Consider the following 18,367-nt stretch of genomic DNA (forward strand, 5'->3'; position numbering starts at 1 on the left):
GACGTCCCTTGGAACCTCAGCTGCCGGCCAATTGGCGTTTAGGGGGCCGCAACGCCCAGGGCCGTGAGCCTGTGGACCAAGACATCGGAAAGGATCCGGTGGCCTGCTCCGGTGAGATGAACGCCGTCGGCCATCTTGTCCGTCAGTGAATAGGCGGTCAGCCAATCGCCGGCGGAAATGAAAGGAATGCTGTTTTTCTCGGCGAACGCCCGGAGCAAGGAATCCACTTGCGTGCGTCGGCCGCCACCATACTTCGGGCCCTTCGCGAGCGTGCCAATCATGACAAACCGCGCGGTCGGGTACGTTTGCCGCAGATCCTTCACCAGCCGCGACGCATTAGCCACGATCTGATCGTCCGTGGCACCGCGACCGGCATCATTACCTCCGCCCTCAATCACCACCAAGGGAGCCGGACCGTAGGGCACGTTCCAATTGCCCTTTTCCAACGCGTCCGGATAATTGCCGATCGGACCGTTCGCTGTAACAAAACCGGTGCCGCCGCGCCCGCAGAAGACGACGTTGTAGCCCAGTTTCGCCAGAGCCGTGTTCGTCCAGGTGTCCTTAGTGGACACTCCCGCCGCACCCTCGGACTGGGAGTCGCCAATCAGAACGGCAGTGCGCGCGATCGCGGCCACGACCCGTTCCTTCCGACCGGTCGCCGGATTCAGGTACAACGTGCCCGCCGGCAGGCCGGCAGGGCCCGTTGTTGGGCCCGCAGCGGTCGCCGGAACGTTGCTGGTCATCGACTGTCCGCTGGCTGATGGCCTGTGGGCCGCTCCCTGTATTCCAGCCGCTTGCACACCGGCTCCCGGAGCGGCCGCATGTGATGAAACAGGCGGAGAGGGAGCCAGAGCCGGGGCGCAGCCGGCGCAGAGCAACGAAAGGGCCACGAGAGGTATCGCCGTTTTATTTACTGCCCCGACGGCCCGGCCCACTGATCTGGCACTTCGTTGAGGGGCAGCCGCGGGTTCACCGCGCCGCAGGACGGTGGACGGAGCAAAATTTCCGCGCATTCTGACTCCATCATGTGCAAACATATCTATTAAGCGCTACTATCCGGCAAGGACGGGTAAAAATCCAACCGAGTCCGCAATGATGCGCGCGACTTTTTGTGCGGCGTTCTCCGGCACGCGTCCGGAACACAGCACGCGGGCCAAAAAAATGTCCCCGGGACCGGTAATTTAGGCCATCGATGGCCGAATCCAGTAGACTAACGTCATGTGCCCGTTTTGAGGGCCACCCGATGTCCGCGTTTAGTGCTGCGATGTCTGGGATTAATACCGTGACGGCCTACGGGTCTTCCACCGGGAACATACTGAAACGAGCCTTAGCGCATGTCTGAAACCACCGCCAAATTAGCCTCACGCAATGATCTGCGTAACGTCGCCATCGTGGCGCACGTTGACCATGGCAAAACGACCCTGGTCGACGCCATGCTGAAGCAGACCCATTCGTTTGCTGCCCACGGCAACGTGGCGGACCGTGTCATGGACTCCGGCGATCTGGAACGTGAAAAAGGCATTACGATTCTGGCCAAGAACACTACCGTTGCGTACAACGGACCGGCCTCCAACGGTGAAACCATCACCATCTCCGTCATTGACACTCCCGGCCACGCCGATTTTGGCGGCGAGGTTGAGCGCGGGCTTTCCATGGTTGACGGTGTCGTTCTGCTGGTCGACGCTTCCGAAGGTCCGCTGCCGCAGACCCGTTTTGTACTCCGCAAGGCGCTGGCCGCCAAACTCCCCGTCATCTTGCTGGTGAACAAGACGGACCGGCCCGACTCCCGCATCGACGAGGTCGTGCATGAGTCCATGGACCTGCTCCTGGGCCTGGCCTCAGACCTTGCTGATGAGGTTCCGGACCTGGACCTGGACGCCGTCCTGAACGTCCCGGTCGTTTACGCCGCAGCCAAAGTGGGCGCGGCTTCGCTGGACCAGCCGGAGAATGGCACGGTGCCGAACAACGACGATCTGGAGCCGCTGTTCAAAGCGATCATCGACCATATCCCTGCCCCGACGTACGACCCCGAGGGTGTCCTGCAGGCCCACGTGACCAACCTGGACGCCTCGCCGTTCCTGGGACGCCTGGCGCTGCTGCGCATTTTCAACGGCACCCTGCGCAAGGGCCAGACCGTGGCGTGGGCCCGTCATGACGGCGAGCTGAAAAACGTCAAAATCACCGAGCTGCTGGCCACCAAGGCCCTTGAGCGTGTCTCGGTCGAGTCGGCCGGCCCCGGTGAGATTGTCGCCGTCGCCGGTATAGAAGACATCACCATCGGTGAGACGCTGACGGACCCGGACAACCCGAAGCCGCTGCCGCTGATCAAGGTTGACGACCCGGCCATCTCGATGACTATCGGTATTAACACCTCCCCGCTGGCCGGCCGTGTCAAGGGCCACAAGGTCACTGCCCGGCAGGTCAAGGACCGCCTGGATAAGGAACTGATCGGTAACGTTTCCCTGCAGGTTCTGCCCACCGAGCGTCCCGATGCCTGGGAAGTCCAGGGCCGTGGCGAGCTGGCGCTTGCCATCCTGGTCGAGCAGATGCGCCGCGAAGGCTTCGAGCTGACCGTGGGCAAGCCGCAGGTGGTCACCCGGATCATCGACGGCAAGATCAACGAGCCGATGGACCACATGACCATCGACGTGCCCGAGGAATACCTCGGCAATGTCACCCAGCTGATGGCTGCCCGCAAGGGCCGCATGGTCAACATGGCCAACCACGGCACCGGCTGGGTCCGGATGGAATTCATTGTTCCCGCCCGCGGCCTGATCGGCTTCCGGACCCGCTTCCTGACGGATACCCGCGGCGCCGGAATTGCCGCGTCCATTGGTGAAGGTTACGAGCCGTGGCACGGCCCGATCGAGTACCGGACCAACGGCTCCATGATCGCGGACCGCTCCGGCGTGGTGACTCCATTCGCCATGATCAACCTGCAGGAGCGAGGCTCCTTCTTCGTCCAGCCCACCACCGAGGTGTACGAGGGCATGATCGTCGGCGAGAACTCCCGCGCCGACGACATGGACGTGAACATCACGAAGGAAAAGAAGCTCACCAACATGCGTGCGGCGTCGTCGGACACGTTTGAAAACCTGACCCCGCCGCGCAACCTGACGCTGGAGGAATCACTGGAATTCTCCCGGGAGGACGAGTGTGTTGAGGTCACGCCCGAGTCCATCCGGATCCGTAAGCTCATTCTGGACGCCAGCGAACGCGCCAAGGCGTACCGCAGCCGCGCCAAGGCATAGCAGCTTCCGCGCAGGCACCGCGCAACATTGCCGGAGCGTCGTCGGCCAGCCAGCGGCGGAAAGTCCGGCAAAATAGAGTCATGACCCCACAGCAGCCCGTCCCCGAACTTTCCAGGGGCGGGCTGCTGCCGTTAACGCAGGCGGCCGGCCACCGGTTGCTCTTCGTCCACGCCCACCCGGATGACGAAACACTGGTGACCGGGGCGACTATGGCGCTGTATGCTGCTGCCGGTGCCGACGTGGCGCTGCTGACCTGCACCCGCGGTGAACTCGGTGAAGTCATCCCGGTGGAACTGCAGTATTTAGAGGTCCACCAGCAGGGGAACGACGACGGCGGGAACGTCGGAGCCGGGCTGGCCGCAGTCCGGGAACTCGAGCTTGCGGCCGCGCTTGAAGAACTCGGCGTCCAGCAGCATTTCTGGCTCGGCCAGGGCCTTGCCAAGGCAGCACCCGGTCCGGATATGGTGTACCGCGACTCGGGCATGTCATGGGGTCCCGATGGCCGCGCCAGAGCAGCAGCCACCGTCCTTCCCGGCTCACTGTCCCGGGCTCCGCTGGAGGAAGCAGCCAGCCACGCGGCGCAGCTCATTCGCAGTCTGCGCCCGCACGCCATCATCACCTACGCGGCCGACGGCGGCTACGGGCACCCGGACCACATCCGCGCCCACGAACTGACGGTTCGGGCCGTGGAGCTGGCTGGAATGGAGGTACCGCCCTCGTTCTACACTATCGTCAGCGACCGGCCGGAACGGCCCCTGACGGAGGACGTCGCGCTGATTACCGTCCACGGTGACTTCGAGGCCAAACGTGCTGCCATGGCAGCCCACAGAACGCAGGTGTCCGTTCAGGGGGACCGCTATGCCCTGTCTGACGGCGTATGGAAAGACATCTCCGGAACGGAAACTTTTCAGGTGCTGCGCCAGTCTGCAGCGCCGGCTGGATTCCGTCCCCTCAGCTCCGAAAGCAGCAGCCACCCTCCGGTCCGGGACGAGCCTGCACAGGGTGGGCTGCTCCCGCCTGGTAAGCCAGCGCCTTCCCGGCGGCTCACCACCGCCGCAGCTACCGTCGGGCTGGGGGTGCTTGCCGGGCTGCTGGGTACCGCACTGCATGGGCATGCCTTTGCCGCGACCGGCCTGCTGCTTCCCTGGGGCTCCGCCTTGGCCCTGCTGCTGCTCCTTTGCCTTTCTCTCTTCATGGGTCTGTGGCGCCGATCGGCGTGGCTCAGTGCCGTCAGCGGATTCGTCGCCTACCTCGTCGCCGGGACTCTCTCTCTTCCCCGCGGCGACAACGCTCTGATCATCGGGAATGTGCAGGGGAACGTGTGGCTCTACGGTATCGCCGTCGTGACCCCGGTATCGGCCGTCATCTGCGCGTATCTCCTGCGCAGACAATCACGACGTCCCGAGACACGGCTTGACAGCTGAACGCCGGCTGCGGGAGTAGTTCCCAACGCAATGGTCGGATGGAAAGTCGCGACGAAGCTACTAAAGCTAGCGGGCTGGCGGCCGGCGTACCGGTGCCGGTGGAACGGACTTGGCCGCCTGGACATCCGCTAATGCAATGTGGACCTCGCCTGCTCGTGTCCCCACCGTGCAACGGTGGGCATCAATGGCAGTGAGGAAGCCTAAAGCATCCGTAAGGCCGCCGGGAATCCTGTACCGAACCACCACCCGAGTGCCGATCGGGAGATGCTTGAGGTTTTCCGCCGCAGTATCCACCAGTTCATAGTAGGTCTTCAATGTCTGGTGGATTGCCGGCGGTGGGGGATAATGGGAGAAACCCACTCACTCCCCGGGCATATGGCTTGCCCGGGCGCATTAAGTCTAAGGAAGGTCCGGACGTGACGTATGTAATTGCGCAGCCGTGCGTGGATGTCAAGGACAAGGCGTGCATTGAAGAATGCCCCGTCGACTGCATTTACGAAGGAGAGCGTTCGCTCTACATCCACCCGGATGAATGCGTGGACTGCGGTGCGTGTGAACCCGTCTGCCCGGTGGAGGCCATCTATTACGAGGATGACACACCGGAAGAGTGGGCGGAATACTACAAAGCAAACGTCGAGTTCTTCGATGAACTGGGCTCTCCGGGCGGTGCTGCGAAGATCGGCAATACGCACACGGACCACCCCATCATTTCGGTGCTCCCCCCGCAGAACCAGTGACGGGGCGGACTTTCGGGCTGGCGTTGCCCGAGTACCCGTGGGACGCCATGGCACCCTACCTCCGGACGGCTTCCGGACACCCTGACGGCGTCGTCAATCTTTCGATCGGTACTCCGGTCGATCCGACGCCATCGGTGATTAGACGGGCGCTGGCCGATGCCGCCGACGCTCCCGGTTATCCAACTACGCACGGCACGCACGCGTTGCGGCGGGCGATCGTGGCCTGGTTTGAGCGCCGCCGTGGCGTTCCGGGGCTGAGCCCGGCCGATGTCATGCCCACGGTGGGATCAAAGGAATTGGTGGCGTGGCTGCCGTTGCTGCTGGGACTGGGCGAGGGCGACGTGGTGGTGCGACCCTCTGTTGCCTACCCAACCTACGATATTGGTGCGACACTGGCCGGGGCTGCGTCGGTGGCAGCGGATTCACTGGATGACCTGGACGCCGCCACCCGGGCGCGGGTACGGCTGGTGTGGGTCAATTCCCCGGCTAATCCAACCGGCATGGTCCGGACAGCGGCTGAGCTGAAAGCCTTGGTGGACCAGGCCCGGGGACTGGGTGCCGTGGTGGCTTCGGACGAATGCTACGCAGAGCTCGGTTGGGGACCGTGGGATCCGCAGCGGGGCGGGGATCCGGTGCCCAGTGTGCTGGATCCGCGGGTCTGTGGAAGCTCCACGGCGAATCTGCTGGCCGTCTATTCGCTCAGCAAACAGTCCAACGTTGCCGGCTACCGTGCTGCGTTTGTGGCCGGAGATTCGGCCATAATGACGAATTTGATCAACAGCCGCAAGCATGCGGGAATGATTGTGCCGTATCCCGTTCAGGAAGCGATGCGGGTTGCCTTGGGGGAGGACGGCCACGTGCAAGCGCAGAAGGACCTCTACCGCAACCGTCGCGACATCCTGATTCCGGCGCTGCAGGCCTTCGGTCTGCACATCCATCACTCCGAGGCCGGCCTGTACCTGTGGTGCACCGCGGGCGAAGATACCTGGCTGACGATTGGCCGGTTGGCCGAACTCGGAATCGTCGCCGGCCCCGGTGTGTTCTATGGGGAAGCCGGGAACGGGTTCATCCGGGTCGCGCTCACCGGCTCGGATGAACGCATCGGGGCTGCTGCGGCGAGGTTGCATTCATCAGCTCATTAGTTTGTGAACCCGTCGTGCCCGGATAACCTGCGCGTGCGTGACGGTACTCTCGTTTTGGGCCATCCGTCGCCGTTGCCGGTCCTCAGGATTAGTCCTCAGGACCCACAGCGAGGTAGTTTCTTAACTGACCGCGGTAGTTTCTTCTTGACTGCGCGGGCAACCAGCAGCCACATCAATAAGGCCCCTGATGCTCCTAATGCTGCCAACGGGGCTGGGCTACCTCATGAAGGGGACTCCATGACTGAATCGACGGGCGCATCCCTGCGCTACGACGGCGGAGAGCTTGCGCTGCCGCGGATTGCTGCCGCACAGGGCAACGACGGATTTGACGTTTCCAAGCTCCTGACGGCCACCGGTGCTGTCACTTATGACCCGGGTTTCATGAATACCGCGGCGACCACGTCCGCCATCACTTACATCGACGGCGACAAAGGAATTCTGCGCTACCGCGGCTACCCCATCGAAGAGCTGGCGGCGCATTCGAACTTCCTGGAGGTTTCCTACCTCTTGATTTACGGCAACCTGCCCACGCCGGCGGAGTATGCCACCTTTGACCAGCGCATCCGCCGGCACACGCTGCTGCACGAGGACCTCAAGGGCTTCTTTGGCGGGTTCCCGCGCGACGCGCACCCGATGCCGGTGCTCTCCTCGGCGGTCTCGGCGCTCTCCACGTTCTACCAGGATTCACTGGATCCTTTCGATGACGAGCAGGTGGAACTTTCCACCTACCGGCTGCTGGCAAAGATGCCGGTCATTGCCGCCTACGCCCTGAAAAAGTCACTCGGGCAGCCGATGCTGTACCCGGACAACTCCATGAGCATGGTGGAAAACTTCCTGCGGCTGAGCTTTGGCCTGCCGGCGGAGCCCTATGACCTGGACCCGACGGTGGTGAAGGCACTGGACCTGCTGCTGATTTTGCACGCGGACCACGAGCAAAACTGCTCCACATCCACGGTCCGTTTGGTCGGCAGTTCCAATGCAAACATGTTTGCCTCGGTCTCCGCAGGGATCAACGCACTGTTCGGGCCGCTGCACGGCGGTGCCAATGAGGCCGTGCTCAATATGCTCCGCCAGATCCAGGCCAGCGGCGAACCGGTGGAGAAGTTCGTGGAGCGCGTGAAGAACAAGGAAGCCGGCGTGAAGCTGATGGGCTTCGGGCACCGGGTTTACAAGAACTACGATCCGCGCGCCAAAATTGTCAAGGAAACGGCCCACGAGATCCTCGCGAAGCTGGGCGGCAATGACGAACTGCTGGACATTGCCATGCGGTTGGAGGAAGTTGCCCTCACGGATGAGTACTTTATTTCCCGCAAGCTGTATCCCAACGTGGACTTCTACACGGGTCTGATTTACAAGGCCATGGGCTTCCCGGAGAAGATGTTCACGGTGCTGTTTGCCATTGGCCGGCTGCCGGGCTGGATTGCGCAGTGGCGGGAAATGATGAAGGATCCGCAGACCAAGATCGGCCGGCCGCGCCAGCTGTACACCGGCGAAGCGGAGCGCATGTACCCCTCGCGCTAGTTGGTCAGGAATGAGTACGACGGCGGCGGGTCACCTTCCCCAGGAAGGTGGCCCGCCGTCGTCGTCCGTTTTTCGAGACCGCTGCAGTCCCTCCTGCCGCCCCTCGTCAGGGCATCTGCGGCAGGCTCGACGATCAGGGGGCGGCGTAGCCGGTGGGGTTGTTCTTCTGCCAGCGCCAGTGGTCCTGGCACATCTGATCGAGCCTCTTATTTGTGGACCAACCCAGATCCGCCAAGGCAGCGGACGGGTCGGCCCAGAAGGCGGGAAGATCACCGGGCCTGCGTGCGGCTACTTCATACGGCAGGGCATGGCCCACGGCCCGCTCGAACGCGTGCAGGACGTCAAAGACCGACGAGCCGATCCCGGAGCCAAGGTTCCAGCGGTACACCCCGGGCTGCTGCGCCACATAATTGACCGCGGCAACGTGGCCCTCGGCAAGATCCATCACATGGATATAGTCCCGAAGGCAGGTTCCATCCGGGGTGTCATAGTCGCCGCCGAAGACCATGAGCTTTTCACGCCGGCCGACGGCAACCTGGGCAATGAAGGGCACCAAATTATTCGGAATGCCCAACGGGTCCTCGCCAATCAGCCCCGAATCGTGCGCCCCGACGGGGTTGAAGTACCGCAGCAGGGCGATGTGCCAGCGGCTGTCAGCGGCCCCGATGTCGCTGAGAACATCCTCGATCTGCTCCTTGGTGCGGCCGTACGGGTTATTGGCGCCGATCTCCATCTTCTCGACATACGGCACGGCGTTGTTCTCGCCGTAGACCGTGGCCGAGGAGCTGAAAACCATGGTCCGCACACCGTAGTCGTCCATCACGCGGAGCAGGTTCAGGGTGCCGGCAACGTTGTTGTGGTAGTACTTCAGCGGCTGGCTGACCGATTCCCCAACGGCTTTCAAACCGGCAAAATGGACGACAGCATCAATCCGGCTTTCCGAGCCGGCCTCGCCGCTGTTGAGGGCAAAGACCGTCCGCAAAGCGGCTTCATCGAGCAGGTCCACGGCGTGGAAGGCGGCGGCCTTGCCGGTGATGTGCTGCACCCGGCGGAGCGATTCCTCACTGGAGTTCACCAGGTTGTCCACCACGAGCACATCGTGGCCTGCCTCCAAAAGGCTGAGAACTGTGTGTGAGCCGATGTAACCGGTCCCGCCGGTAACCAGAACTTTCATCCCCCCAGCCTACCGGCCCGCGAATCGTGGGTCGGTCGTGCCAAGTAATTTGGTCTGTGTGTGCTAAAAAAGAGTATGCCCAAAATTGTGGATCCGCTGGTCCGTCGCGAAGAGGTGGCGGAAGCGCTCTTCCGTGTTGTCGCGGCGTCCGGCCTGGAGGCCGCGTCATTGCGTACCGTTGCCGCCGAGGCTGGACTGGCGGTGGGATCCGTGCGGCATTACTTTCAGGACCAGCCCGAGCTGATGATCTTTGCGTTCCGCACTGTCTCGTCGCGGATTCGCGGGCGGGTGGAAAAGCGCGTGGCGGCGTTGGAAGCGGTGCGGGAGGACGACGGCGGCGCCGGACGGGGCAACAAAGGACAGGGCAGCAACAGGCAGGGCAGCAAGGGGCAGGGCAGCGCATGGCCGGCTGCATCGTGTGCGGATGTCCTGATGGAGCTCCTGCCGGTGGATTCCGAACGCCGGGTGGAATCGAGCGTGCTGCTTTCCTTCGTCACGGCGGCCAGAACCAACAGTGCGCTCCGCGGCGAGGCCGACGGTGGCTACCGGCGAACGGCGATATTGTTGGGCCGGATCATCACGGTGCTGCTCGCCGCTCCTGACGCACGGGTGGAGCTCGAGCCCGTACTGGAGGCCGAGCGGCTGTTGGCGTTGATTGACGGACTGTGCCTGCACATGCTGCTGCAGCCGGGCTGGAGCACCGAGGATCTTAGCCGTGCCGTGCTTGAGACCCATTTAGCCTCGCTGAAGAGCAGCTGAGGAGAGTATTCTAGGTTCTGTTGTGGAGGCACAGGGCGGAGGGCAGCAGATGCATCACACCGGTGGCCCGGGCTGGCGCATCACCATGGACACCTCATCGGCGCTCATGGTGGCTCTCCATCTGCGGGACATGGCCGCGTTGGCCGGGGCGGGGAATCCTGCTCTGTGCGCTACTGAGCCGCCGGCGCGCACCGCGGATCCGCACCAGTTGACCGCCGGGGTAGGCGGCACGGCTTCGCTCCGCCGGGAATGGGAGCAATGGTGGGAATTACTGTTGCGGAGCCACCCGGCCAGCCACCCCGAGCTCCTGCCGCCGGAATTCCAGGCCTTCAGCGGATCTCCGGCCCTGCAACGCCTTCTGCAGGCACATTTCGGCACCGCGCTGAGCTGGGCCCGGGAGCGGCACAGTGAGTACGCCCTGCTCACGGCTGACCGGGAAGCGATGGGAAAGACAGGCATCCTGGCGCAGCTCGTGCAGGACCGGGAGATGGAGTTGGGCCGGAACGCCCGCGATTTCACGCTGACTATTATCGAATTGCCGCTGGCCGAGCCACGGGCGTGGTTCTTGGAGCCGGACCGGTTGTTGATGAGTTCGCAGCTTTTGGAAGACCAGCTCAATTTCCGCAGCTATGTTCAGCCCGTGGTTGAACTGCTGGTCTGAGAAAATTTCGAGGTGACCGGCCGGCTACTGGCCGGGGACGCTTACGGTGATCCGGACCTGGTCCGCTGGCGCGTCGGAAACTTGCCAGCCCTTGTTCACTCCGCCGTCGACATCCGCTCTGATCCAGCTCTTACCGTCGAAGGCGACGCCGGTGATCTGCAGCGACGCGGCATTTGCCACGGCCCATTGCGCAAAGCTCCAGCCGGCTGTGCCCGTGGCGCTAATGGTCAGAGTGTTGGTCTCGCTGGAGGACTGGACCGGTCCATAGACGAGCTGCAGCCCGCTGAGCACGGCCGCCGGATCGCCGGACCCGCTGACCGGATTCAAAGTGCAGTCCAAGGCGGCGGGGGAGAGTCCTGTCAGTGCTGAGGCGAACGCACGGCCCTGTGGCTCCCGCTGGGCATAGGCCTCCGGGTAGGCAGAACGCTGTACCTTCTGCGCGGCCTCGGTAATAGGCAGCGTTTCATACCCGCTGACCGTGACGAGCACATTGAAGAAAGCATTCGTGGAGTAGACCGGATCGAGTATTTCCTCCGCGGTGCCCCAATCCTGCGAGGGACGTTGCTGGAAAAGTCCGAGCGAATCCATATCCCCGTGCGTGATGTTGCGCAGCTTGGATTCCTGCAGGGCCACCGCAAGTCCGATTGAAGCGGCGCGCGCCGGAAGGCCCCGGCGGACGGAGATGGCAGCGATCAGGGCAGCGTTCTGAGTTTGGTCTACCGCGAGCGGGTAAGTAACGCCGGCCGAGGATGCCGTGCAGCCTACTGAAAGCGGCGCAGGCCCGGGTTTGAAGTAGCCGACGGCCCAGAGACCGGCAGCCACGACCAGCACAATGACCACGCCGATCGACAGAAGCCAGATCAGGGCGGCCCGGAGACGGGGTGGGGTCATAGTCGAAACTCGATCAGTTTAACGCCTGTGGACTGCGTCAGTTGGCGTGCAGGGCCGCGTTGAGTTCCACGTTCTGCCCGTGGCGAGGCAGGACCTCGACCTCGCCGGTCCCGGAGTTCCGGCGGAACAACAGATTTGCGACGCCGGACAGTTCGGCTGCCTTGACGACACGGGAGGTTTCCCCGCCGTCGCCGTTGCCGGCGTCGTCCTGCGGCCGCACCACGCGGACCCGGGTGCCGGCAGTAACATACAGCCCGGCCTCGACGACGGAGTCGTCACCGATGCTGATGCCCACGCCGGAGTTGGCACCCAAAAGGACGCGCTCTCCGAGAGTGATTTTCGCCTTGCCACCGCCGGAAAGGGTGCCCATGATGGAAGCGCCGCCGCCGACGTCGGTGCCGTTGCCCACAACTACCCCGGCGGAGATCCGGCCCTCCACCATGGATTCGCCCCGCGTACCGGCGTTGAAATTCACAAAGCCTTCGTGCATGACGGTGGTTCCCTCAGCCAGGTATGCGCCGAGCCTGACCCGGTCTGCGTCCGCAACCCGGACGCCGGAGGGCACGACGTAGTCCAGCATCCGGGGAAATTTATCCAAGCCGTAAACCGTCACGGGGCCGCGCCGACGCAGCTTGGCCCTGGTCAGTTCAAAGCCCTCGGGCGCTGTGGGGCCAAAGTTGGTCCAGACGACATTGGGAAGTTTGCCGAAAATACCGTCCAGATTCAGGCTGTTCGGTTCCGCAAGCCGGTGCGAGAGCAGATGCAGGCGCAGGTAGGCGTCGGCCGTATCCGCCGGGGCCTGGTCCAGGTCGATTTGCACAAAGACCACCTTCTGGCCAACGCCGCGATCCGCGTCGTTGCCGAGCTCCGCGAGAGCGCTCAGCTCGGGATCCGCCTCCGGCGCGTCACCAAGGGATCCGACGGCGAACCCCAGCGCCGGCGACGGGAACCAGACGTCCAGAACGGTTCCGCTGTCCGTGACGGTGGCCAGGCCGAAGCCGTGGGCGGTTCGTTCCGAGCGGGCATGCTGCTGCGGGACAGGGGGCATCGCGGGTGCGGTCTCAGTCATAAGTGAAGTTTACCGGTTGACCGTTCGTTGAGCCGACTGCAACCCGGCTCATGACCTCCGAGCCGTGGTTCCCTTCCCACGAAAGGACAAATCGTTGGGGAAAAGCTGCCCGAGACGGCCGTGAAACGGACGGGTGCTGCGTAGTCTGTAGCGGACAATGCTGCGGCGGAGGGTGGTTAGGCTGGGTTCATGACCTATGCATTGGACTTGCGGCAGGATATTGCCCGGTTGACCGCTGACCTGATCGACATCCAGAGCGTTTCCGGCGGCGAAGGTCCGCTGGCCGACGCGGTGGAAGCCGCACTGCGCGTGCTGCCGCACCTGGAGGTGCTGCGCAACGGCGACTCCATCATGGCGCGGACCCGGCTGGGACGGGCCGAGCGCGTGATTCTGGCCGGTCATCTGGATACGGTGCCGCTGCCGACTGTGGCAGGCTCGCGCGGCACCGTCCCGTCGAGTTGGTCCGGAGCGCCCGACGGCGGCGTGCCGGACGGTAAGGCGACTGCCCTCGGGCGCACCGAAGGTGTCCCTGATGACAACGCGTTGCTCTTCGGCCGTGGGACCACGGATATGAAGGGTGGGGTGGCCGTCCAGCTCGCCCTTGCGGCGGCCGTGACGGAACCTGCCAGGGATGTGACCTTTGTTTTTTACGATCACGAAGAGGTGGAGGCGTCCAAGAGCGGTCTCGGCCGGTTGATCCGGGACCACCCGGAGTGGTTTAGTGCAGATTTCGGCATCCTGCTGGAACCGACCAACGGCACTGTGGAGGGCGGCTGCAACGGCACCATCCGCTTCGAGGCCCGCACGCGGGGGAAGGCGGCGCATTCGGCCCGCGCATGGATGGGGGAAAATGCCATCCATGCCGCGGCCGAGATTCTGGCACGTTTGCGGGATTACCGGCCGCAAACGGTGATGGTGGATGGATTGGCGTACCGGGAAAGCCTTAACGCCGTCCGGATCAAGGGCGGTACGGCCGGAAACGTCATCCCGGACGCGTGCGTGGTGGAGATCAATTACCGGTTTGCCCCGGACAAGACCCCCGACCAGGCCGAGGCCGTGGTACGCGCGGTACTGGACGGATTCGACGTCGTGCGTACGGATGCTGCCGCCGGAGCCCGCCCGGGGCTTAACCATCCGGCCGCTGCCGGCTTTGTCGCCGCCGTCGGCGCTGAGCCCAAACCCAAGTACGGCTGGACGGACGTCGCCCGGCTCAGCGAGTTGGGCATTCCGGCGGTGAACTTTGGGCCGGGGGATCCGCTGCTGGCGCACAGCGATGACGAACACGTACGCGCCGGCGACATCAGGACCTGCCTGTTGGCTTTGGCCGGCTGGCTTTCCTAGCCGGTCTTAGCTGCCGGCGGAGAGACCAACGCCGGAGTCTACGTCCAGGTTCATGGGTGCGGCAGTCTTGAGCGATTTCGGCCCGCGGCGCAGGCGCCATTCCAGCCACCTGGCGACCCCTGAAAGCAGCAGGCACAGCACAATATAGGTGGCGCCGGCGACCATCAGAGCCGGCAGGACGGGAGACCCATACTGGGCCTGGGTGCCGAAGTAATTTGCCTGGAACAGGATTTCATTGAACGTGATGATGAAGCCCAGCGCGGTGTCCTTGAGGATGACCACCAGCTGGGCGATAATGACCGGCAGCATGGCGCGCACGGCCTGGGGCAGCAGGATCAGCCGCTGCACCTTGCCCTTGGAGAGCCCAATGGCAAAGCCGGCTTCCTTCTGTCCCTTGGGCAGCGACTCAATTCCGGCACGGAAGATCTCTGCGAGCACGGATCCGTTGTAGGCAATGAGGGCGACGACGACGGCGGTGAAGGGGGTGATTCCGTGAACGCCCAGCGGGGGGAGCCCGTAGTAGAGGATCATCATCATGATCAGCACGGGAATGGCGCGCAGCAGTTCGGTCACCCAGTAGCACGGCAGGCTGATCCAGCGGTAGTCGGAGAGTCGCCCAAAGGCGAGAATGATGCCGAAGAGCAGGCTGCCGACGGCGGCGGCGGCGAAGGCACTGAGTGTGATCCCGATACTGGACACGATGGTCTTTTGGACCAGCGGAAAGGTGAAAATTTTCCATTTCGCCGCGGTGAACTGTCCGCTTTGGGTAAAACGCACGATGATGAAACCGATTATGGCCAGCACCACCAGCACGGTGATGACGCTCAGGACCACATTGCGGGAGCGGGCGCGGGGCCCGGGGGCGTCAAAAAGAATCGAGGTCATCGTGCAACCCTCCACTTGTTCTCGAAATAGCGCTGCAACGGGGACAGGACGCCGATGACCAGGATGACAAAAATGAGGGCTACCCAGAGCAGCCCGGTGAGAGCCGGGTAGCCGCGTTCACTCAGATTCGCCCTGATGGCGCCGGCCTCCAAGACGGAAAAGCCCGCCGCAACGGTGGTGTTTTTCAACAGGGCGATGAAAACGTTAAACAGCGGCGGAATGACGGAGCGAAATGCCTGCGGAAGGATCACCAGCGTCAGAGACTGCATAAACGGCAGGCCAATCGCTCGGGCCGCCTCCGCCTGGCCGACGGGGACCGTGTTGATGCCGGAGCGGATCGCCTCCGCCACGTACGTGGCCGTGTAGAGGGAAAGCCCGATAGTGGCCGCCGTAATGAAATTGACCGGCACCAAGCCAAGCTTGGGATAGCCCAGGGCAAAGAACGCCAGGATCACCGTCAGCGGCATATTGCGGACGGTGTTGACGTACAGTGTTCCCGTGCCGCGCATGGCGGGAACGGGGGAGACCCGCATCGCCGCAACCACGGTGCCCAGGATTAAGGCAAAAAAAGCCGAGACAACGAAAAGTATCCCGGTGTTCTTAAACCCCGTCGTGAACAGCTCGAGGTTGTCGGTAAGTGTGTTCACAATGCCCTGTCTTCTTCAATTCCGTCCGGTACTGGTGGAACCGGTGGTCCCGGCCGCTGCCTGCGGCCGGGACCACCGGTTATCAATCAGGAATTTAGTACTGGTCGACCTTGGGCTGATCCACCTTGGTCCCGGACTTGCCGAGCGTGTCGTTGTAGATCTTCGTCCAAGTGGCCGAGCCATCGGTGAACATCTTGTTGATGAATGTTCGCAGCGCGGTGTCGCCCTTGGGCAGGCCAACACCATACTTTTCAGTCGTGAAGGGCTCGCCGACAACCTTGAAGGCATCCGGTTCCTGGGCGGCGTAACCGATCAGAATGGCCTGGTCGGTGGTGACCGCGTCAACCTGACCGCCCCGGAGTGCTTCGATGCACTTGGAGTAGGTATCAAATTCCGTGGTCTTTGTATCAGGGAAGTTTGTCTTGATGTTTTGGATCGGAGTTGAACCGGTAGCCGAGCAAACGTTCTTACCCGCGAGATCCTTCTCACTCTTGATGGTCGTGTTGTCCTTCTTCACCAGCAGGCCCTGGCCCGTGACGAAGTACGGCCCAGCGAAGTCGATCAGCTGCTTGCGCTTGTCTGTGATCGAGTACGTACCGACGTAGTAGTCGATGTCGCCGTTGGTGATGGCCGATTCACGGCTGGCCGAGGGGATCGGCTTGAACTCGATTTTGTCCTTGGCTACGCCCAACGATGCCGCGATCCACTCGGCGATCTGAATGTCGAACCCGGTGTATTCCCCGGTGGCGGCATCCTTGAACCCGAGCCCGGGCTGATCCTGCTTGACGCCGATCCGGACAGTGCCGCTGGACTTGATCTTGTCGAAGGTCGGGCTGCCGGTGAGGCTGACGTCCTTGGCGACGGTAAAGGAAGGGCCGGATCCGGCGTCGGCTCCCGGGCCACTGGCGCCCCCGCCGCCGGAGCCGCCGCCGCAGGCGGTCAGCGCCAATGCTGCCGCCGCGATAACGGCTGCGGCACCCAGCCGCTTTTTGGCAAAGAATGCCTTCATGATTTTCCTTTCGTTGTTCGGCCGCAACTGCGGCCTGGATGCGAGTTCATTGCTGCCGCCATGCGGTTGGACGCATGCGGAAAAATGCTCAGCGGCTGGATCAGGACCGGTGCACTGCTGCCGGGACTCAAAGCCGGCACCCGGCTTCGGCGCTTTGCATCGGGTTGCGTTAGTGCGTGAGGATCTTGGAGAGGAAGTCTTTGGCACGCTCACTCTTGGGATGGGTGAAGAATTCCTCCGGCTGGCTGTCTTCGACGATCTGGCCGTCGGCCATGAAGACAACCCTGTCCGCGGCCTTCCGGGCAAAGCCCATTTCATGAGTGACAACGATCATTGTCATCCCGTCCTTGGCCAGGCCGATCATGACGTCGAGGACTTCGTTGATCATTTCCGGATCCAGCGCGGACGTCGGCTCGTCAAAGAGCATGACCTTGGGCTTCATCGCCAGCGCCCGCGCGATCGCGACACGCTGCTGCTGCCCACCGGAAAGCTGGGCGGGCAGCTTCTGCGCCTGATGTCCGACACCGACACGTTTCAGCAGTTCCATCGCCTGCCCATCCGCTTCCGCTTTCGCCAGGCCCTTGACCTTGATTGGGCCGAGCGTCACGTTTTCCAGGATGGTCTTGTGCGCGAAGAGGTTAAAAGACTGGAAAACCATGCCGACGTCGGCACGCAGCCGGGCCAGTTCCTTGCCCTCGGCGGGAAGTTTCTTGCCGTCGATCCGGATTTCGCCGTCGTCGATGGTCTCCAGGCGGTTGATCGCCCGGCACAGCGTTGACTTACCGGAACCCGACGGGCCGATGACGACAACGACTTCGCCCTTCTTGACCTGCAGATTGATGTTCTGCAAAACGTGCAACGAACCGTAGTGCTTATTAACGGCGGTCAGTTCCACGAGCGCAGGCGCAGCAGCTTCACTTGTCATAAGGAGAATCTACCTAATCTTCTCAGCCGGTTGGAGGTTTGTGGGTGTACGGGCTTTGATCGTAACTCGAAAGAGACCTAAACCACGGCAACGGGCCGTACCGATGGTGGCATAGCCTTAGGGAATGAGCGCACCAACCGAATCAAACCGCCACAGATCCCCACGCCGCAAAGGCCCCGTCGAGCTCCGCCGTGACCAGGCACAGGGTTCCACGGCAGATGCCCGTCTGCTGGATTCACGCAATGGCGGGGACTTCACGCACACAGATCCATGGCGGGTGATGCGAATCCAAAGCGAATTCGTCGAGGGATTCGGTGCACTGGCGAACGTTGGCCCGGCGGTGAGCGTGTTCGGATCGGCGCGCACGAAGCCAGGAAGCATCCACTATGAGATGGGCGTCGAAGTGGGCCGCAGACTGGCCGAAGCCGGAATCGGCGTGATTACCGGAGGCGGTCCCGGTTCGATGGAAGCTGCCAACAGGGGCGCCTGCGAGGCAGGTGGGCTGTCGGTGGGCCTTGGAATCGAGCTCCCTTTCGAACAGGGGATGAATGAGTGGGTGGATCTGGGCATCAACTTCCGCTATTTTTTCGCCCGGAAAACCATGTTCGTCAAATATGCACAGGGCTTCATCGTCCTTCCCGGCGGCCTGGGGACGCTGGATGAGCTTTTCGAAGCCATGGTGCTGGTGCAGACGCAGAAAGTCACCTCGTTTCCCATTGTCCTGATCGGCAAAGAGTTCTGGGGCCCGCTGCTGGAGTGGATTTCCAGCAGGTTGGTGGCCGATGGACTAGTGTCGTCGAAAGATTTGAACATCGTCGCGTTGGCGGACTCCGCTGAGGAAGCCGTGGACATGATGCTGGCCGGCGGCGTGACCGGCCGGCATTAGGGCGCCATCTGCGGCGCCTGAAGGACAGCCAGGATTCAGCGGGAT

At 63.0% G+C, this 18,367-nt stretch carries 18 protein-coding genes; 9 read left to right on the forward strand and 9 right to left on the reverse strand.

Translation table 11 applies throughout. The features are described 5' to 3' along the window. Nucleotides 1–38: 38 nt before the first annotated feature. Nucleotides 39–743 (reverse strand): SGNH/GDSL hydrolase family protein, encoded by a 705-nt coding sequence (locus OS914_RS00705; protein WP_267544136.1) that lies wholly within the window; start codon nt 741–743, stop codon nt 39–41. 591 nt (nt 744–1,334) lie between these two features. Between OS914_RS00705 and typA the strand changes: the two genes are divergently transcribed. Both typA and OS914_RS00715 read left to right on the forward strand, forming a co-directional pair. Beyond that, nucleotides 1,335–3,251, forward strand: a complete 1,917-nt coding sequence (gene typA / locus OS914_RS00710) for a translational GTPase TypA (protein WP_267544137.1) — start codon at nt 1,335–1,337, stop codon at nt 3,249–3,251. A gap of 80 nt (nt 3,252–3,331) precedes the next feature. Beyond that, nucleotides 3,332–4,675, forward strand: a complete 1,344-nt coding sequence (locus OS914_RS00715; RefSeq protein WP_267544138.1) for a PIG-L family deacetylase — start codon at nt 3,332–3,334, stop codon at nt 4,673–4,675. Between the two features lie 66 nt (nt 4,676–4,741). On the opposite strand, the gene OS914_RS00720 is transcribed toward OS914_RS00715, so the two are convergent. After that, nucleotides 4,742–4,990: a putative acetyltransferase gene (locus tag OS914_RS00720; RefSeq protein ID WP_267544139.1), complete on the reverse strand. Its 249-nt coding sequence runs from the start codon at nt 4,988–4,990 to the stop codon at nt 4,742–4,744. Between the two features lie 101 nt (nt 4,991–5,091). On the opposite strand from OS914_RS00720, the gene fdxA reads away from it, so the two are divergent. From fdxA to OS914_RS00735, 3 genes are all read left to right on the forward strand, one after another. Continuing rightward, nucleotides 5,092–5,412: a ferredoxin gene (gene fdxA, locus OS914_RS00725; RefSeq protein WP_267544140.1), complete on the forward strand. Its 321-nt coding sequence runs from the start codon at nt 5,092–5,094 to the stop codon at nt 5,410–5,412. Then, nucleotides 5,409–6,554 carry a succinyldiaminopimelate transaminase gene (dapC, locus tag OS914_RS00730; RefSeq protein ID WP_267544141.1) on the forward strand — a complete coding sequence of 382 codons (1,146 nt, stop codon included), beginning with the start codon at nt 5,409–5,411 and terminating at the stop codon, nt 6,552–6,554. The genes fdxA and dapC overlap by 4 nt, the downstream gene beginning before the upstream one ends. Nucleotides 6,555–6,791: 237 nt before the next feature. After that, nucleotides 6,792–8,075, forward strand: a complete 1,284-nt coding sequence (locus tag OS914_RS00735; RefSeq protein WP_267544142.1) for a citrate synthase — start codon at nt 6,792–6,794, stop codon at nt 8,073–8,075. A 133-nt stretch (nt 8,076–8,208) separates the two neighbouring features. Here the strand turns inward: OS914_RS00735 and galE are convergent, their stop codons facing one another. Beyond that, entirely contained in the window at nt 8,209–9,249 is a 1,041-nt protein-coding gene (gene galE / locus OS914_RS00740; protein WP_267544143.1) for a UDP-glucose 4-epimerase GalE, read from the reverse strand. A 75-nt stretch (nt 9,250–9,324) separates the two neighbouring features. Here galE and OS914_RS00745 point away from each other — a divergent pair, with 75 nt between their 5' ends. Together OS914_RS00745 and OS914_RS00750 are read left to right on the forward strand one after the other, a co-directional pair. Further along, nucleotides 9,325–10,008: a TetR/AcrR family transcriptional regulator gene (locus tag OS914_RS00745; RefSeq protein WP_267544144.1), complete on the forward strand. Its 684-nt coding sequence runs from the start codon at nt 9,325–9,327 to the stop codon at nt 10,006–10,008. A 49-nt stretch (nt 10,009–10,057) separates the two neighbouring features. Further along, nucleotides 10,058–10,669: a hypothetical protein gene (locus OS914_RS00750; protein WP_267544145.1), complete on the forward strand. Its 612-nt coding sequence runs from the start codon at nt 10,058–10,060 to the stop codon at nt 10,667–10,669. A gap of 24 nt (nt 10,670–10,693) precedes the next feature. On the opposite strand, the gene OS914_RS00755 is transcribed toward OS914_RS00750, so the two are convergent. Together OS914_RS00755 and dapD are read right to left on the reverse strand one after the other, a co-directional pair. Further along, on the reverse strand, nt 10,694–11,560 hold the full coding sequence (locus tag OS914_RS00755) for a hypothetical protein (protein WP_267544146.1): 867 nt from the start codon (nt 11,558–11,560) through the stop codon (nt 10,694–10,696). A 37-nt stretch (nt 11,561–11,597) separates the two neighbouring features. Next, nucleotides 11,598–12,629 (reverse strand): 2,3,4,5-tetrahydropyridine-2,6-dicarboxylate N-succinyltransferase, encoded by a 1,032-nt coding sequence (dapD, locus tag OS914_RS00760; RefSeq protein WP_267544147.1) that lies wholly within the window; start codon nt 12,627–12,629, stop codon nt 11,598–11,600. A gap of 189 nt (nt 12,630–12,818) precedes the next feature. Here dapD and dapE point away from each other — a divergent pair, with 189 nt between their 5' ends. Beyond that, entirely contained in the window at nt 12,819–13,970 is a 1,152-nt protein-coding gene (gene dapE, locus OS914_RS00765; RefSeq protein ID WP_267544148.1) for a succinyl-diaminopimelate desuccinylase, read from the forward strand. A 6-nt stretch (nt 13,971–13,976) separates the two neighbouring features. Here dapE and OS914_RS00770 read toward each other — a convergent pair whose 3' ends face one another. The 4 genes from OS914_RS00770 to OS914_RS00785 all read right to left on the reverse strand — a co-directional run bounded on the left by OS914_RS00770 (nt 13,977) and on the right by OS914_RS00785 (nt 17,436). After that, nucleotides 13,977–14,855, reverse strand: coding sequence for an amino acid ABC transporter permease (locus OS914_RS00770; protein WP_267544149.1), 879 nt, complete (start codon nt 14,853–14,855; stop codon nt 13,977–13,979). Beyond that, entirely contained in the window at nt 14,852–15,502 is a 651-nt protein-coding gene (locus OS914_RS00775) for an amino acid ABC transporter permease (RefSeq protein WP_267544150.1), read from the reverse strand. Before OS914_RS00775 ends, OS914_RS00770 begins: the two co-directional genes overlap by 4 nt. A gap of 94 nt (nt 15,503–15,596) precedes the next feature. Next, nucleotides 15,597–16,511: a glutamate ABC transporter substrate-binding protein gene (locus OS914_RS00780; RefSeq protein WP_267544151.1), complete on the reverse strand. Its 915-nt coding sequence runs from the start codon at nt 16,509–16,511 to the stop codon at nt 15,597–15,599. 169 nt (nt 16,512–16,680) lie between these two features. After that, a complete protein-coding gene (locus OS914_RS00785) occupies nt 16,681–17,436 on the reverse strand; it encodes an amino acid ABC transporter ATP-binding protein (protein ID WP_267544152.1) in 756 nt (251 codons plus the stop codon). A 124-nt stretch (nt 17,437–17,560) separates the two neighbouring features. Between OS914_RS00785 and OS914_RS00790 the strand changes: the two genes are divergently transcribed. Further along, entirely contained in the window at nt 17,561–18,322 is a 762-nt protein-coding gene (locus tag OS914_RS00790; protein ID WP_267544153.1) for an LOG family protein, read from the forward strand. Nucleotides 18,323–18,367 lie beyond the last annotated feature (45 nt).

Source organism: Arthrobacter endolithicus, from assembly GCF_026627425.1.
Classification (GTDB): Bacteria; Actinomycetota; Actinomycetes; order Actinomycetales; family Micrococcaceae; genus Arthrobacter_M.

Excerpts from the sequence above, each read along its gene's own strand:
- OS914_RS00705 (WP_267544136.1), bottom strand. The coding sequence starts at position 743 with ATGACCAGCAACGTTCCGGCGACCGCTGCGGGCCCAACAACGGGCCCT.
- typA (WP_267544137.1), top strand. The coding sequence starts at position 1,335 with ATGTCTGAAACCACCGCCAAATTAGCCTCACGCAATGATCTGCGTAAC.
- OS914_RS00715 (WP_267544138.1), top strand. The coding sequence starts at position 3,332 with ATGACCCCACAGCAGCCCGTCCCCGAACTTTCCAGGGGCGGGCTGCTG.
- OS914_RS00735 (WP_267544142.1), top strand. The coding sequence starts at position 6,792 with ATGACTGAATCGACGGGCGCATCCCTGCGCTACGACGGCGGAGAGCTT.
- galE (WP_267544143.1), bottom strand. The coding sequence starts at position 9,249 with ATGAAAGTTCTGGTTACCGGCGGGACCGGTTACATCGGCTCACACACA.
- OS914_RS00745 (WP_267544144.1), top strand. The coding sequence starts at position 9,325 with ATGCCCAAAATTGTGGATCCGCTGGTCCGTCGCGAAGAGGTGGCGGAA.
- OS914_RS00750 (WP_267544145.1), top strand. The coding sequence starts at position 10,058 with ATGCATCACACCGGTGGCCCGGGCTGGCGCATCACCATGGACACCTCA.
- OS914_RS00755 (WP_267544146.1), bottom strand. The coding sequence starts at position 11,560 with ATGACCCCACCCCGTCTCCGGGCCGCCCTGATCTGGCTTCTGTCGATC.
- dapD (WP_267544147.1), bottom strand. The coding sequence starts at position 12,629 with ATGACTGAGACCGCACCCGCGATGCCCCCTGTCCCGCAGCAGCATGCC.
- dapE (WP_267544148.1), top strand. The coding sequence starts at position 12,819 with ATGACCTATGCATTGGACTTGCGGCAGGATATTGCCCGGTTGACCGCT.
- OS914_RS00770 (WP_267544149.1), bottom strand. The coding sequence starts at position 14,855 with ATGACCTCGATTCTTTTTGACGCCCCCGGGCCCCGCGCCCGCTCCCGC.
- OS914_RS00780 (WP_267544151.1), bottom strand. The coding sequence starts at position 16,511 with ATGAAGGCATTCTTTGCCAAAAAGCGGCTGGGTGCCGCAGCCGTTATC.
- OS914_RS00785 (WP_267544152.1), bottom strand. The coding sequence starts at position 17,436 with ATGACAAGTGAAGCTGCTGCGCCTGCGCTCGTGGAACTGACCGCCGTT.
- OS914_RS00790 (WP_267544153.1), top strand. The coding sequence starts at position 17,561 with ATGAGCGCACCAACCGAATCAAACCGCCACAGATCCCCACGCCGCAAA.